Origin of the sequence: Ferrimicrobium sp., from assembly GCF_027319265.1 — a bacterium.
Taxonomy (GTDB): domain Bacteria; phylum Actinomycetota; class Acidimicrobiia; order Acidimicrobiales; family Acidimicrobiaceae; genus Ferrimicrobium.
Genome location: NZ_DAHVNP010000028.1, coordinates 73,783 through 89,134, shown reverse-complemented (window position 1 = coordinate 89,134; position 15,352 = coordinate 73,783). Strand labels below are relative to the sequence as shown.

Annotated in this window: 11 protein-coding genes; 7 read left to right on the top strand and 4 right to left on the bottom strand. The window is 59.3% G+C overall.

The genetic code is table 11. From position 1 onward, the window contains the following. Positions 1 to 55: 55 nt before the first annotated feature. Genes M7439_RS03355 through M7439_RS03345 form a run of 3 tightly spaced genes read left to right on the top strand, consistent with a single transcriptional unit; the run spans position 56 to position 4,672 of the window. The gene (locus M7439_RS03355) at positions 56 to 3,187 is read left to right on the top strand and encodes an FtsX-like permease family protein (protein ID WP_298346853.1); all 3,132 of its coding nucleotides are present in this window, start codon (positions 56 to 58) and stop codon (positions 3,185 to 3,187) included. Next, positions 3,184 to 4,023, top strand: a complete 840-nt coding sequence (locus M7439_RS03350) for an ABC transporter ATP-binding protein (RefSeq protein WP_298346850.1) — start codon at positions 3,184 to 3,186, stop codon at positions 4,021 to 4,023. Before M7439_RS03355 ends, M7439_RS03350 begins: the two co-directional genes overlap by 4 nt. Continuing rightward, positions 4,016 to 4,672: an ABC transporter ATP-binding protein gene (locus M7439_RS03345; protein ID WP_298346848.1), complete on the top strand. Its 657-nt coding sequence runs from the start codon at positions 4,016 to 4,018 to the stop codon at positions 4,670 to 4,672. Before M7439_RS03350 ends, M7439_RS03345 begins: the two co-directional genes overlap by 8 nt. Here M7439_RS03345 and M7439_RS03340 read toward each other — a convergent pair. The 3 genes from M7439_RS03340 to M7439_RS03330 form a co-directional block, all read right to left on the bottom strand. Next, positions 4,669 to 5,325: a phosphate uptake regulator PhoU gene (locus M7439_RS03340; protein ID WP_298346845.1), complete on the bottom strand. Its 657-nt coding sequence runs from the start codon at positions 5,323 to 5,325 to the stop codon at positions 4,669 to 4,671. The genes M7439_RS03345 and M7439_RS03340 overlap by 4 nt on opposite strands. A gap of 284 nt (positions 5,326 to 5,609) precedes the next feature. Further along, complete coding sequence (locus M7439_RS03335) at positions 5,610 to 6,524, bottom strand: SDR family oxidoreductase (protein ID WP_298346843.1); 915 nt, start codon at positions 6,522 to 6,524, stop codon at positions 5,610 to 5,612. A gap of 90 nt (positions 6,525 to 6,614) precedes the next feature. After that, on the bottom strand, positions 6,615 to 7,556 hold the full coding sequence (locus tag M7439_RS03330) for a LysR family transcriptional regulator (RefSeq protein ID WP_298346840.1): 942 nt from the start codon (positions 7,554 to 7,556) through the stop codon (positions 6,615 to 6,617). A 220-nt stretch (positions 7,557 to 7,776) separates the two neighbouring features. Here M7439_RS03330 and M7439_RS03325 point away from each other — a divergent pair, with 220 nt between their 5' ends. Together M7439_RS03325 and M7439_RS03320 are read left to right on the top strand one after the other, a co-directional pair. Further along, positions 7,777 to 9,081: a Mur ligase family protein gene (locus M7439_RS03325; RefSeq protein WP_298346837.1), complete on the top strand. Its 1,305-nt coding sequence runs from the start codon at positions 7,777 to 7,779 to the stop codon at positions 9,079 to 9,081. Beyond that, a complete protein-coding gene (locus M7439_RS03320; protein ID WP_298346834.1) occupies positions 9,078 to 9,800 on the top strand; it encodes a type 1 glutamine amidotransferase in 723 nt (240 codons plus the stop codon). Before M7439_RS03325 ends, M7439_RS03320 begins: the two co-directional genes overlap by 4 nt. A 113-nt stretch (positions 9,801 to 9,913) precedes the next feature. Here M7439_RS03320 and M7439_RS03315 read toward each other — a convergent pair whose 3' ends face one another. Continuing rightward, entirely contained in the window at positions 9,914 to 12,175 is a 2,262-nt protein-coding gene (locus tag M7439_RS03315) for an aconitate hydratase (RefSeq protein WP_298346831.1), read from the bottom strand. A gap of 451 nt (positions 12,176 to 12,626) precedes the next feature. Between M7439_RS03315 and M7439_RS03310 the strand changes: the two genes are divergently transcribed. Both M7439_RS03310 and M7439_RS03305 read left to right on the top strand, forming a co-directional pair. Then, a complete protein-coding gene (locus M7439_RS03310) occupies positions 12,627 to 13,391 on the top strand; it encodes a GntR family transcriptional regulator (RefSeq protein ID WP_298335870.1) in 765 nt (254 codons plus the stop codon). A 657-nt stretch (positions 13,392 to 14,048) separates the two neighbouring features. Next, on the top strand, positions 14,049 to 15,299 hold the full coding sequence (locus M7439_RS03305) for an ABC transporter substrate-binding protein (RefSeq protein ID WP_298346828.1): 1,251 nt from the start codon (positions 14,049 to 14,051) through the stop codon (positions 15,297 to 15,299). Positions 15,300 to 15,352: the final 53 nt, after the last annotated feature.

The window sequence follows — 15,352 nt, the reverse complement described above, 5'->3', positions numbered from 1 at the left end:
TAGGCTCTTATGAATGTCAGCGTGTGCCTTTGAGCGATGGATCCTTCGTTAGTCGATGGGTTGGACTAGATTTGGACTGTTTGTTCGGGGAATTCGTTTCCGCTTAGGGGCCCTTGTCTTCCTACTGGTCGCGGCGGTGGTGGCAATCCTTGGGGCGACCATTGGGCCGATCTACCTTGGCTCGGCACAGAACTCGGTGCTGATCGGTGGCTTGCGAACCGCCCCCGTCTCCAAAACCGGCCTGCAGGTCACCTCCACTGGCGCCTTGGATCGCGCAAAACTCATGACGGCCATCACCCAGGCGCCACGGCTCGATGGGCGCCCACTGTTTTCTCATCCACTGCTCAGTGCATTGGTGCCGGCCGCTATCACCCCAGGACCACGGCTCCGGGGTGCCTCGATCGTATCGAGCTTCTTTGAGCGCACCGCGCTCTGTGCGCACCTTCAGCTCGATAGCGGACACTGTCCCCTCAACGATCATCAACTTCTCCTCAGCGCGCGCTCTGCTCAATATCTCGGCGTCAAGGTAGGATCGACGGTGAAGGTCGCGGCCGGGCTGATCCCGGCGGGTGTGCCCGGAGCGGGAACGAGCGAGCGCTATCTGGTCGTTGGGACGTACGCGATTCCCGATACCAGCACCAACTACTGGTGGGGTGATAATTACTTCGCCTTCGGCTCAGGTTCAGGTTCGACGGTGAACCTAGATCCACTGATTGTCGCTCCGGGCTTCTTTGGCGGCGCAGCGCAGTTCGGCGTCGTTCGCTCGAGCAACTTCAACTCCTACCTGGGAGTGGATCGTTTACTCCAGATGCCACTCAACCCCGCAGTAGTGAACATCCGTAACTATCGCCGCACTGGTGCAGTGGTCAGCCGCTACGCGGAGCGGGTGGCCACCCGCGATGATGCGAGTGCGAGCTCTGGCCTTTTTGGTGTCATTGGTTCGATTATCGCCTCGCAGAATTCGATGACGACACTGGTGACCGTCGTTATCTTGGAGCTGGTTCTGTTGGGACTGATCGTCTTTGGCACCTTGATTTGGCGAATGGTGCAGTCGAGAATGGGGGAGTTTCGGCTCGCCCAGCTCCGTGGGGTGCGTTCGCGAAGCATCGTTCTGCGCGCTATCGGCGAGCCATTGGTGGTGTTGGTGATCGCGAGTCCGCTCGGGTTTCTTGGGGCTTATGTGACGGTGATGATCGCTGGTCATGCCTACTTTGCTGCCGGCACCCAGCTCTATATCTTGGGGTCGACCTATGTCGCGGGTCTTGCGGTGGTCGTTGCCGCGTTGGTCGTCACCGTCGTCGCGGCAGCGACAGCGCTACGCCGAGGGGTCCTTGAGGCGAGCCGTTCGGCGCTACGCAACCGAGGGCGTTTCCGTGCGCTGGTCGATGTGTTGATCGTTGTGGTAGCGGGTGTGTTGACGGCACAGTTGGTGATCGCGCCGACGAACGGCAATAGCGTGGATCCTCTCGCAGGTGCGGCACCCGCGTTTCTGGGGGCTGGCATCGCCATTGTGGTCATTGCGCTCACGTCGTTGGCACTCCGTCTTGCTCGTCGCCTCACACGCGGCGGGCGGCATATCGCTTGGTATCTGAGCGTCCGACAGCTTCGGGCTCGTTCAGGCATGCTACGCCAGATTATCCCCTTTGGTATTGCGCTCGCTCTGGTAGTCTTTGGCTTTGGGGCGCAGTCGGTGATCGCACGTCATCGCAATGAGGTCGCCAATTACGAGGTGGGAGCCGGCAAGGTTCTCACCGTCGCGTTGCCCAAGCATCTGGGGCTCGTTGCCGCTGTTGATCGCGCCGACCCGACCGGTGATGCGGCCATGGCGGCGCAGCTCTATCGAGCGCCGAGTGGCACCACGTTGGCGGTGCAGGCGAGCCGCTTTGGGCGGGTTGCCAGCTGGCCAACGGCGGTCGGTACGGGACCAGTCGCCAAGATCGCCACTGAACTGCGACCCTTTGCGGCCAAGGCCTATCACGTCACCGCTAATACCCTCACCATTCGTGCCCGTATTGAGGGATCGGTGCCGACTGGCGCCCAGGTCGACCTCGAGGTCACCCTGATCGACGAGGCCCAGGATGTCCCTGATAGCATCTACGTACCGTTGACCGCAACGAATCAGACCACGCATATCCCTACTGGCTGTGCCCGAGACGGATGCCTCTTCTCCGGCATTGGTTACTCGGTGATCACCAATGGCGGATATGTTGCTCCAGGTGCACACTTCACGATCGCGATCTCCGAGCTTGGTGGTGTCTCGCCGGGAGTTGGTGGCGTTGCTGGAGCCCTCCGTGGGCCATGGAGAGGGGCGACTGGCGTGTCGACGAGGGTGAACTCCTCACCCGGTCAGCTCGCCTTTACCGCCTACCCAGCCTCAGGTGGATCCACGATCGCCATCGTGCCTCGTAGTTACCCGATCTACCTGCCAGCGATCGTGAGCCAAAGCGTCCGATCCACGCTATCGGCCAATGTGGTCTCCGCGGTGGGTACTGGTGTGATCAACGGTCTCGATGGCAATCAGATCAATGTCCGTCCCTTTCTCACTTTGGCATCCCTGCCCTCGGTGGGCGGCGATGCGAGTATCGTCGACCTTACCCAGGCGCAGCTCGTGCAGGAGTCGGCCTCCTTGGCGAGCAACGAGGTGTGGCTGGCCAAGGGGGCACCGAGTAGCGTTCTCCAGCGCCTTCAACGCGAGGGGGTGGTGGTCGAGAGTGTCACCTCTGCCAAGGCCCTCGCTGCGAGCTACGCCAACCAGCCACTCGGGCTGGCGGAGCGACTGTTCCCGATCGCCGCTGCCGCTGGTATCGTTGTGGTGTTGTTGGGTTTGGCCTTTGAACTCTTAGTCGAGGGGCGTGGGAGGATCCCGGAGTTTGCTGCGATGCGAGTCCTAGGACTGAGTCGACCTCGTCTGATCGTTGCCTACATCCTCGAGGCGGTGATCTTGGTGATCTCGGCGGCTATTGCCGGAGTGGTGGCGGGAGTACTTGGGGCCCGTTTGGCCTTGCCGGTGCTCCCTGAGATCGATTCGGGTCTCGACCATCTGCACTTTGGCTACGCATTGCCCATAGTAAGTGAGATTTTGGTGATAGCAGTGGTGGTGATTGTTGCCCTTGCCGTCGGTGCCCTTGCGGCTACACGGGTCGTGGGACGGGCGAGTTTTGATGAACTACGGGCAGGTGATCGATGACCAAAACGGCACAACAGTTGGGCATCAGGGTGATGGGGCTCGTCCATCTCTACCCGATCCCAGAGGGTGATGTCGTCGCCCTCCGGGGGGTCGATCTCGAGATCGCTCCTGGCGAGGTCGTCGCGCTGCTCGGTCCCTCTGGGATGGGGAAGTCGACGCTACTTCGGCTCATCGCAGGCCTCTTCAACCCATCCGCCGGTCGTATCTTCCTGGGAGACAAGGATATCAGTCAATACCGAGCTCGTGAGCTCGCTCGTCTGCGTGGACGAGAGGTCTCGTTGGTGCTCCAGGGTGCGGCCAACAATCTGCTTGGCTACGGCACCGTTCGGGAAAATCTTGTTTTTGCGGCAGACACGAAGGAGTCTCGCCTAAGAGCAGAGGAGCTCTTGGTGACGCTGGGCCTCGCTCCGATGGCCCAGCGTGTGGTGCGTTCGTTGTCGGGCGGTCAGCAACAGATGTGTGCCTTGGCGGTCGGTATGGTCCACGACCCAAGTGTGTTGTTGGTCGATGAGCCGACGAGTCAGCTCGATCATGCGAGCCGTGATCTGGTGGTTGATCTACTTATGCGCATCAATGCCGAGTACCACACGACGGTGGTGATCGTCACCCACGATCCCCATATCGCCCAGGCCATGCCACGTACCATCACCATTCGCGATGGCAGGGTGGGCGCCGAGGGCCGCTTTGGCGAGGAGTTCGCGGTGGTTGGTCAGGACGGCACGCTCCAACTACCCCCGCACCTCCGACACGTCTTACCTCCGGACTCGCTCGTCAAGGTCAATCAGATCGAGGGAGGGCTGGAGTTGGTACTGGTCGAGGAGGATGCTCGTGCGTGAGGTCACAGGGGTCGAGATCAGGGATCTGGTGGTGCGGCGGGGTGCGACGCAGATCCTTGCGATTCGCAAGCTCGATCTCGTCGTTGGCGAGCTGGTGGCGTTGATCGGGCCGTCGGGATCAGGCAAGACGACTCTGCTGCACACCATCTGTGGGTTGGTGCGACCTGATGAAGGGCATGTGAAACTGATCGAATCCGATCAACACCATCGGGAGGCCGATCTCCATGACAGCGCACTGGTGCCGCAGGCATTTGGCCTGGTGGCAGCGTTGACGGTCGCAGAGAACGTTGAACTGGGGCGAAAGCTTTGGAGAGGCGGAGGGGATCTGCGCCCAGTAGAGGAGTTCCTCGAGGTGGTTGGACTCGATGGACTTGCCAACCGGTTGGTGCGCGAGTTGTCAGGCGGACAGCAACAGCGAGTGGCGGTAGCGCGGGCGCTGGCGGTCGGTCCCCGGATCTTAGTCGCCGACGAACCCACCTCTGAGCTTGATGCCGGCAACCGGGAACGGGTGATGGAGCTCCTGCTAGGTCATGCCAAGGCCGGCAACCTCGTGCTGGTGGCTGCTCATGACCAGACGATTACCGAGTATGCGACGACAAGCTTGAGCCTTGCTGACGGTGAACTCGTCGGTGTTGAGGCCGCTCGTTAGTCCTCTGAACTGGCCTTCGGGTAGGGGTCGACCTGGGTGATGAGGCTGGCGGTAGTCCGTGCGAGATTGACTGCATGATCTCCAAAACGTTCGAGAAAGCGCCCGACGAGAGCGAGCTCCATCGCGATGGCGATCGGGGGAGTGGAGGAAGCCACCTCGGTCATGAAGGAGACATGGAGGTCGTCAAGGTTCTCGTCGAGCTGGTCGAGATGGGTGGCTACGGTTGGATCCTGAACGTCGAAGGCTAATGATGCCTGCGTCCACATGGAGGCACCGAGTTCAGCCATCTGTTCCATGATCCCGCGACAACGAGGTCGGAGATCTCGGGTGAGGTCGAGGGATGCCTTACGAGCGATGTGCTCTGCGAGATCACCACTGCGCTCGAGTTCGGGGATAATGCGTACGATGCCAACGAGGTAGTGTAGCTCGCCTGGATGGTGATCGTCATCCATGAGGCGCTGGCTCACCTCACCTTGGAGGGTGCTGTAAAGCTCGTCGATTCGACGTTCCCGATCGACCAGCCGGGTGGTGATGGAGGTGTCACTGTGGAGCAGTGCCTCCTTCGCGCCGACAAAGCTATCGCCAACGAGGGCAAAGAGCTCGAGGACACGCTGATCTATCGATGTATTACGATAGTGGTGCGCGATAGTCATGGTAGACCTAGTCTAGAGGCCGCTCGAAGAGCGGTCTCCTTGTTGCGGCGATCCGTCCTCATGCCACGAGTCAGATCGACCTCCTCGGTTGGTTCGTTTTTGCTTAGGCCTAGCCAATGCACCCAGCGGCTACCTGGCTCGGCCTGGATGCCTGTGCTTTCAGTAGTTGTGGTCGCCTAGTTCACACAGCTGTACCCACCGCCTAGCTGTACCTGCCTAACTATTCCCACACAGCCCACCCACCTACCTGCGCATGGGTGCTGGTGGGACAGGCGTCAGGCAGATCAGGCCGGTTCGTGGCCGGACATATCCGCGTTCTTGCGTGCCTTCGCGACGAGGTCGATCATTAGCGGATCGAGTTCCTCGACGGTGAAGCGAACCCCTTGGGCATCAACGCCTGGTCCGGCATGCCATCCTTCGGCGACATCGACATGATTGCCTGCGACGTCGAAGACCCGACCGGTGATTGGTTGTGAGCGTTCAGAACCAAGCCACACCACGAGCGGTGAGATGTTCTCCGGGGCGAGCTGCTCCTTGGCTTTGATGTCGTCGTCAGCGACGATGCCAAGATTTTCGGTCATACGCGTCAGGGCGACCGGTGCTACGGCGTTGACGGTCACACCGTAACGGCCAAGCTCCATCGCGGCGATGTTGGTCAGCGAGGCGATGCCAGCTTTTGCTGCACCATAGTTGGCCTGACCGACATTTCCATAGATCCCTGAGGCGGAGGTCGTGTTGATGATGCGTGCATCGCGTGGCGTACCCGCCTTGGAGAGTTCGCGCCAGTAGCTCGCCGCCCAGTGGACCATATTGAAGGTACCCTTGAGGTGAACACCGACGACGAGGTCCCACTCGTCCTCGGTCATGTTGACGATCATCCGATCACGGAGAATCCCAGCGTTGTTGACTACCACATCAAGCGCCCCGTAGGTGTCGATGGCCGTGTTGATGATCCGCTGTGCACCCTCCCATGAAGCCACATCATCTCCGTTGGCGACGGCTTCCCCGCCGGCAGCTCGGATGGTGTCGACGACTTCGCCGGCAGGGCCGGTGCTAGAGCCAGAGCCATCCACCTCCGCACCGAGGTCATTGACGATGACTTTCGCCCCGTGCTGAGCAAAAAGAAGAGCGTGTGCCCGTCCGATGCCTCGCCCCGCTCCTGTGACGATTACCACTCGTTGGTCGCAAAACTTTGCCATCTTTCCTCCTCGTCGTTCTTGTTCCATTCTACGACCGAAGCGGGCACAATAAAAGGCAGCCGACTCGATTTCTCGTTCGATCTACTTATATCAGACGTGGGTACGATCGGGATTTCTTATAGCGGCGGTGATGCCATCAGGTAGGATCGTAGCGGGCCCGCGAAGGACGAGGAGGAGCGCCTCTACCACCGCCTTTGAGGCAGCCGATTGGATGCGATTGCGGTAGCGACCAACGCCAACGCGGCGTGGGTTGAGATCAGAGATCGGGATGGCAACGCGTGGTACTACCTGTGTGAGGTGAAGGATCGCACTCGAGGGCAGGATGGCCGAGCCATATCCCGCGAGGGCGAGCATGGCGACGACATGTAGACCATCGATCTCGGCGGTGTGATGGAGGGTGAGGCCGCGGGTAGCGGCCATCGCCTCAAGTTCCTCGCGAAAGGCGACGTGGTTCGGGGGGACAATCAGTGGATACTGTACCGCTTCGTACAGCGAGATCGAGCTTCGGGTGGCGAGCGGGTGATCATCGCCTACGACGAGCACATAGGTCTCAGTGAAGAGTGATTCAAAGGTGAGACCATCGATGGTGAGCGGTGTGGTCAGGAGAGCGAGATCGATGTTGCCTGAGTGGAGTCGTCGCTGGAGGGAGGCTGCGGTTCCTTCAGCGATCTCGATCTCAAGCCGGGGATGGGTGGCCCTGAGTCGATCAAGGAGGAGTGGCAACAACCAGCCTGCCGTCGTTGCGATGATGCCAAGACGCACGCGACCGGTGATGTCGGCCTTGAGCCCGTCTAAGTCGGTGTAGATCTCTTCGAGTTCCTCGAGCAACCTTCGTGATCGGCGGGCTACAATCTCCCCCTCCTCGGTGAGCGTACCCGTCCGTCGATCGATCAGGAGTGTGTTGAGCTCGCGCTCGAGGCGAGAGATGTGCCCGGAGATGTTGGATTGAACGGTGTCGAGCGCCTCGGCGGCAGCGGAAAAGCTCCCAGCCTCTTCGACCGCGAGCAGCGAACGTAGTTGGCGGAGCTCCATGCGGCCAGCCTATCGTGAAAAGTGATATGAGCTATCATAAAAAAGCTTTGGTCTTGGGGGTAGTGATGAGTAGTATGTAATACAGCAACGGAAATGGTTCCCCCCCCAAACCCGTTGCTCCTATAAAGGAGCCGACACCCCCCTGTCGGCTCCTTTCACTTTTTCGGTACAGGTAAGCAACAGACCCCGTAGGGATCGTCTTCGGTTAGGATACTGGCTCATGGACCTCCCCCTTCGCTCCCGACTGGCGAGGCAGACGGCACGGCTGGTCGCTCGTGGCCTCAAGGTCGTACCTCGTTTTCGGGGAGAGACGTTGCCAGGGCGCATCGCTCTTCGGGTCGATCCCGATTTCCTCAACCACGCCCGAGAGATGAGCCTGAGTCAGGCGCGAACCATACTGGTGACGGGCACGAACGGGAAGACCACCACCACCGCCTTTGCACGGTCGCTGCTCGGACCGGCGGTCGTCTCGAATCGTGGCTCCAACCTCCCATGGGGTATCGCTAGTGTGTTGGCACAACGTCCTAGAGCGGCCGCGTATGCGGTCTTCGAGGTGGATGAGGCGTACGTGCCTTCTGTGGCGGATAGCCTTCAGCCCTCGGTGCTGGTGTGGTTAAATATGTCCCGGGACCAGCTCGATCGTAGCCTGGAGGTGCGGCGCTTGGCAACCCGTGTCGGGGAGGCGTCCTCCTCGGTGGCTACGTTGGTCGCTAACGCCTCTGATCCGCTGATCGTCGCCAACGCGACGCAGTTTCGCGAGTGTGTGTGGGTGCGGGGACCGGTCGAGTGGCAGGGTGATGCGCAGGCTTGTCCGAGGTGCACCGGCGAGCTTGTCCACGCCGAGACGTGGAGTTGTGCCTCCTGCGGGCTCTCGGAGCCGGTGGCGGCCTATGAGGTCGATGAGGCGGGTCGGCTCTGGCATGATGGAGTCGTTCTTGGACACATCCACCCGGGTCTGCCGGGAAATTTTAACCTCCTCAACGCGCTCATGGCTTGTGTTGGGGTGGCTCTGGTTCAGCACGAGCCTGTAGAGATGGTGGCCGCTCGGCTTCAACGCTCTTCGGGGGTTGAGGGGCGCTTTGCCACGTGGTGGCTGACGGGTTGCGAGGGTACGCCAGCGTTGGTGACCTATCTCGCCAAAAATCCTGCAGGATGGCATGCGAATTTGTCGATGATCGACACTGAGGCGAGTGAGCTCGTGCTAGGACTAAATGCGCGAATCGCTGATGGACGTGACACCTCATGGATCTTCGACGTAGAATTCGAGCGGCTCGTGCGAACCCCGGTCATCGTGACGGGTGAACGCGCGACTGATCTGGCTCTGCGCCTCGAGGTGGCTGGATTTGAGGTGGTAACAGTTGAACCAGCACAGACACTAGCCATTCGTTTGGCCGCCCAACGAGCTGCCATCAATGGCCATTCACGCATCGTCTACCTAGGGAACTACACCGCTTTTCAGTCGCTCATCGCCTCTAGGACAGAGCTCGGGGCCGTTGTTGCGTTGACCGGCGAGGCTGCATCATGACGCTGAAGATTGTCTCGCTGTTTCCGGATGTACTCGGCACCTATGGTGATCACGGCAATGCCCGGATTCTTGCGCATCTTCTTCACCTCGCTGGCAGGAGCTATGAACTGATCGCGGTTGGCATCAATGATCCCGTTCCCGCCGACGGTGACCTCTACTTGTTAGGCGGTGGCGAGGACGGCCCGCAGGCACTCGCTGCACGGCGTCTCGCTGAAGGGTCACCGTTACACCGAGTTGTCGAACGCGATCGTCCGATCCTGGCGATCTGTGCTGGTTACCAGTTGCTCGGCCGCAGTTTTGTGGCAGAGGGAACGACTCTGCCAGGTCTTGGTCTCTTGCCGGTCGAGAGCGTTCGAGGATCAGCACGTATGGTTGGTGAAGTGCTCCTCACTCCCTTTGTGCCGATCGGCCAGTCATTGATGACCGGGTTTGAGAATCATGGTGGCCAAACGATCCTCGATAGTGATGCTCAGCCCCTAGGTAGGGTCTATCGAGGGGTGGGCAACGGTGGTGATGGCTATGACGGTATCGTCCATGGGTCCATCATTGGGAGTTACCTGCATGGTCCAATCCTTGCCCGCAACCCAGGGCTCGCACAGTGGCTGCTCGCGCGGATTGGAGTAGAGGCCCACGAACTCTCGCATCACCATTGGGCACTGCACGAGGAGCGAGTCCATGCCAGCGAAGGTGCGCTGTGGAGCCGTCAGCACGGGGCGTAAGCTTCTCGCAGACGTGCCGATTTGCTGATCTGAGCGCACCTGTTGATCAAACGAGAGCGACGACCCCACGTCCGAGTGGCCATGGGGTCGTAGTGGGCGCTTTGTTGATGCCCTTAGCGGGCCCGATCGCGAATGATATTGAGGGCGCTCCCTGCTCGGAACCATTCGATGTGGGTTGGAGAGAGGGTATGGGTCATCGTAAAGTCAGTCGTTTCGCCGTTGGCGTGATGGATTCGCCCCTCAACAGGACGATTCGGGGCGAGGGACGCAAGGTCGAGGATGTCAATCGTGTCATCCCTCTCGATGAGGTCGTAGGTGCCGCTATCAGCGAAGACGAGCGGGAGTAACCCCTGTTTTTTGAGATTCGTCTCAGCGATGCGAGCGAACGATCGCGCGATGATGGCTTTTGCGCCAAGGAAACGGGGCTCCATCGCGGCGTGTTCGCGTGATGAACCCTCACCATAGTTCTCGTCGCCGATGGCCACCCAGCCGATCCCTGCCGCCTTGTAGTGGCGCGCAATCTCTGGGAGCGACTCCTCGGCATGATGAATGCTGCACCAGCCCTTTCCTGCCTGTGAACCAAAGGCATTGTTGACGCCGAGGAAGAGGTTGTTGGAGATGTTGTCGAGGTGTCCTCGATAGCGAAGCCAAGGTCCAGCTGCGGAGATATGGTCAGTGGTGCACTTGCCGACGGCCTTCATGAGCACAGGCATCGCCAGGAAGTCGTGTCCATCCCAAGGGGCAAAGGGGGTGAGGAGTTGGAGACGTTCGGAGGAGGGGTCGACTTTGACCACGATGTCGCTGGTGTCGACCGGAGGTGCTTGGAAACCTGACTGCTCCTTTGCAAAGCCAAGTGAGGGGAGCATCTCGCCGCTTGGTTGTGGGATCAGTTCACCCTCGATCGGGTCCGTCAATGGGTTGAAGTCCAAGTGCCCCACGAGTGCATAGGCCACGACGATCTCTGGCGACGCGATGAAGGCCAGGGTGTTGGCGCTACCGTCGTTACGCTTGGGGAAGTTGCGGTTGTAGGAGGTAAGAATCGAGTTGACTCCCTCGGCGGCCGCATCTGTACGTTTCCACTGGCCGATGCAGGGACCACACGCGTTCGCCAATTCAGTGGCTCCGATGGCGCGTAGGTCATCGAGAAGGCCGTCACGCTCTACGGTGGCACGTACGCGCTCAGAACCAGGGGTTACGAGGAGGGGGCTCTTGACGGTGAGGCCACGCGCGTTCGCCCAGCGAGCGATCGACGCAGCCCGAGCGATGTCCTCATAGGAGGAGTTGGTGCAGGAGCCAACCAAGGTATAGGAGAGCTGCTCTGGCCATCCCTTCTCCCGCGCCTCGTCACCGATGGCACTCACGGCTCGCCCGAGATCAGGTGTGCCGGGGCCAACGATTTGGGGCTCGAGGCTATTGAGATCGATCTCGATCAACTGATCGAAGTAGGGACGAGGATCCTGTTCGACCTCGGGGTCGTCAGTGAGTTCGCCCAAGTGAGCGGCGACCAGATCAGCAATGGCTTCTCGTCCCGTGGATCGAAGATAGGCGACAGAGTTGTCATCGGCAGGGAAGAGCGAGCATGTCGCTCCAATCTCCGCACCCATGTTACAGATGGTGGCTTTGCCGGTCGTGGAGAGCGCTCTGGCTCCCTCGCCAAAGTACTCCAAGATGGCACCGGTGCCGCCCTTGACGGTGAGGATCTCAGCGACCCGGAGGATGACGTCCTTGGCAGAGGTCCAGCCGGAGGGTTTGCCGGTCAGGTGGACACCGATGAGCTTTGGCAGACGGACATTGAAGGGCATGCCGACCATGACATCGACCGCGTCGGCTCCGCCGACACCGATCGCGACCATGCTGAGTCCCCCGGCGTTTGGAGTGTGTGAATCGGTTCCGATCATCATGGCACCAGGGAAGGCGTACTGTTCGAGCACAACCTGATGGATGATGCCTGAGCCTGGTTCCCAGAACCCGAGACCGTATTTGGCTGAGACTGAACGCAGAAAATCGTAGACCTCCTTATTGGTCACTTCAGCGGTTTCAAGATCAGCTGTGGCCCCGAACTGGGCCTGGATGAGATGGTCACAATGGACGGTCGAAGGTACCGCAACCTGGGGCAAACCGGCGGTCATGAACTGGAGTAAGGCCATCTGGGCAGTGGCATCTTGCATGGCGACGCGATCAGGCATGAGCTCGACATAGCTGACCCCCCGTTGAAGGTCAGTGGTCTCCGGATGGAGGAAGTGCGCAAACAGCACCTTCTCGGCGTAGGTGAGTGGTCGGCCGAGGCGTTGACGTCCGATAGGAGTGGTCTCAGCGAGTCGGTCATAGAGTTTGGTGACACTAGCAGCCGGTGTCGATGCATCTACAGTGGTCATGGTCGTCCTTTCGTCGGTAGCCATAAGTATAATACAAGTTTAAGACAGGTGCAACATCCGATACATCGATACCCGCGCTGGTGTGGGGGAACGCGGGTCGTCGCGACACTGAGAAGCATCGGGTAATTGGAGTCTTCCAGGATGGCGATGGTGTCGCTATTGACGCGGGTCAACCATGTAGTGCCAACGATGCATTGACGACCATGATCTACCACGCAGGCGTTTTGGCACTGCCCGTTGAACACTTCATCCGGACGCCAAGTGATGCTATGTCGGAGTGTTGAAGTCGGCGCTTTCCCTTGCACTGCGGACGTCGAAGGGGACGCACCAGCGGGAGAGGCGCTACGGAGCGCGCATTGCCTGGGGCCCAGTGAGGACCTCTGAGTCACTACCGACATCGATCCGAGAGGACGGTTTGGTGTGAGGCGGATTGGCGTAGTAGGATACAAGTATAAGACATGTTCGTGTACCCCGTTATTCGAGTGTCGCCGAGGCGATTCGAGCGGAGATCTCCTCCGCCGATTTTCGCACCGGTGATCTCCTACCCTCCGAAGCCGATCTCGGCTCTCGGTTCGGCGTTTCACGTATCACGGTGCGTAAGGCGCTAGAGATCCTTCGTGGAGAGGGGCTGGTGGAGTCCCAACAGGGGAGGGGATGGGTGGTGACCCGCGCACCCCTTCGGCAGGTCCTCGGAGAGTTTGCAACGATTGAGCATCAGCTCGAAGAGATTGGGGTTGTGCCTCGACGTCGTATCGTCGCGTCTCGCGTGATCACCGCTACCGGACGCCTCGAGGAGGTGCTTGGTGGTGGTGAACTGCTGGAGGTGACGAGGGTCAACCTTGCTGATGGTTCACCTTTTGCAAAGGTAACGGTGTGGGTACCGTCCTTTCTTGGTAAGGGACTTTCTATCGCCGATCTTGAACATCGCTCCTTCTACGAGTTGTTGAGTGCATCCCATCTTCTCAAGCGCCCACTCAAGCGGGCCGTTCAAACGATTGCCGGCGTCACGATCGCCGATGCGGATGCCGATCTGTTGGGTGTTGCCTCTGGGGTGCCAGGCCTTTTATGTGAACGGATCACCTTCGACGAAGGCGATCATCCTGTCCTCTTCTCTCGCTCGTTGTTTCCGGCCTCGATGGCGGTCTTCGAGATTGAACTCACCCCTGCGCTGGACTCCGTGACACCAACTGGGTTGCGTCTGATGGAGTCGAGTTGACTCTGGCCACTGTTACGTCGTCGGTGAGGTGGCGATGACGGTGTCGAGCCGGCTTACATGCCCGTTGTGGATGGCGCGAGAGGGTTGCGGGAACACGGAAGCGGTGCGAATGATGAGCAGAGTTGCTCAATCTTATTGTTATTGAGCGATTACGCGCAAGCAAACTGTGCGCACCGTTGATCCCTTGACAGCCACCTTGAGACATCCTTGCCATGACCGATCTGCCATCTCTTGGGGTGAAACTCCCACCTAGCATTGAAGCATGATCGTTATCGGCCACTCATAGCGTCGGTGCTGGGGATGACCCCAATATCTACAGCATTGAAGGCAAGGTCGATCGTGTTGCGATCCGCCACTGGCAACGTTCGATATGCTGTTGGGAATCGAGGAGTCTCGCCCGATCGAGGATGCTTCTGTGCGTGGGTCCAGGTGACTGCGTCATGACCGTTGAGCCACGCCAACATGTGCCTATGACCGGCGCTCAGTCGCCGTCTGATTCCACGTCCGCCATGGAGCTGAAGGAGGTCGAAGGGTTGTATCCTGAGATTTAGCTGAGAAGCCGGGCAAATGAATGGTAATCAGGGGTGATCCTGTCGTAATCCCGTTACTATTGTGGCGTTCGGCACATTTCGTGCATAGTACGGTTTGGGGGAAGTTGTGAAAATTCGTTCTTTTGTTGGGTTAGCGGCTGCCGCGAGCATGGTTTTAGCCGCTTGTGGCTCTTCGTCATCGTCTACTGCGTCATCGACGTCGAAGGCACCAGCTGATATCACCATCGGCACCGCCTATTCCGGCTCTGGATCCTTTGCGACCTCGTCGCTTCCTGAGCTCGATGGCCTCAAGTTCTGGATCACTCATGAGAATAAGAAGGGCGGGGTCTATGTCGGTGCCTATAAGAAGCGTATCCCTGTCAAGCTGGTGGCCTACAATGATCTGAGTTCGGCTTCGACGGCGGCTACCCTCTACAATCAGTTAATTACCCAGGACAAGGTGAATATCTTGGTAGCGGATTTTGGGTCCGTCCTCACCGCACCTGCTGTCTCGCTCGCTGAGGCGCACAAGGTGGTTTTGTTTGACCAGTCAGGGACGGGGATCCCCTTCTTCAGCCCTTCGAATAAGTACATTGTCCTCTGCGACCTGCCTGAGTCTGATATCTGGCCAGATCCGTTGGCACAGTTCCTTATCGCCAAGAAGATCAAGAAGGTCGCCATTGTGTATGCGACGAATGACTTTGATCAATCGCAGGCGATCACTCTCAAAAGCAAGTTAACGGCTGCGGGTATCACGCCAGTGGTCTACGAGGGGGTCCCTACCAGTACCACGAGTTATACCACGATTCTCCAGTCTGTTGAGGCAAAACATCCAGATGCGATCCTTGAGTTGGGCTACCAGCCCAACGATACCGCATTCTTGCAAAATGTTGAGTCAGCGGGCTTGCATCCCAAGATGACCTTCACGGTTTTTCCGGGTCAGCTCCTCAGTCTCTTCAAGAGTGAGGTCGGTACGGCTGGCCTGAAGTACACTTACACTTACGGCACCAATCTCTACGTCAACTACCCCAATGTCACAGAGGGGTTGAACTCCGCTGCCTTTAAGACCCAGTTTTCGGCGGCCTATCCAGGACAGCTCAACACGCTCTCCCTACTTGGCTATAACACTGGCTTGGTGGTAGAGGGTGCATTGAGGAATGCGAAGTCGTTGAGTCAGTCTGCTATCCGAGCAGGTGCTCAGGCACTCTCTGGCAATATGACCACGGTCGATGGCAAGTTCGTACTCGATTCTGAGGGTGCCCAGGTCGGTGAGCTGCTTCCGCTGGCCCAACTTTTCCCCTCGAGTGCAGGAGTCACCCTCCACGCGGTCTATCCGGCATCGCAGGCAACAGCCACCGCTGTTTATCCTGCTCCATGATCGAAACGGAGTCTCTAGACCCACCCGCTTGGGTGGGTCTACAAGTCCTTGGG

Excerpts from the sequence above, each read along its gene's own strand:
- M7439_RS03325 (WP_298346837.1), top strand. The coding sequence starts at position 7,777 with ATGGACCTCCCCCTTCGCTCCCGACTGGCGAGGCAGACGGCACGGCTG.
- M7439_RS03340 (WP_298346845.1), bottom strand. The coding sequence starts at position 5,325 with ATGACTATCGCGCACCACTATCGTAATACATCGATAGATCAGCGTGTC.
- M7439_RS03320 (WP_298346834.1), top strand. The coding sequence starts at position 9,078 with ATGACGCTGAAGATTGTCTCGCTGTTTCCGGATGTACTCGGCACCTAT.
- M7439_RS03315 (WP_298346831.1), bottom strand. The coding sequence starts at position 12,175 with ATGACCACTGTAGATGCATCGACACCGGCTGCTAGTGTCACCAAACTC.
- M7439_RS03335 (WP_298346843.1), bottom strand. The coding sequence starts at position 6,524 with ATGGCAAAGTTTTGCGACCAACGAGTGGTAATCGTCACAGGAGCGGGG.
- M7439_RS03330 (WP_298346840.1), bottom strand. The coding sequence starts at position 7,556 with ATGGAGCTCCGCCAACTACGTTCGCTGCTCGCGGTCGAAGAGGCTGGG.
- M7439_RS03350 (WP_298346850.1), top strand. The coding sequence starts at position 3,184 with ATGACCAAAACGGCACAACAGTTGGGCATCAGGGTGATGGGGCTCGTC.
- M7439_RS03355 (WP_298346853.1), top strand. The coding sequence starts at position 56 with ATGGGTTGGACTAGATTTGGACTGTTTGTTCGGGGAATTCGTTTCCGC.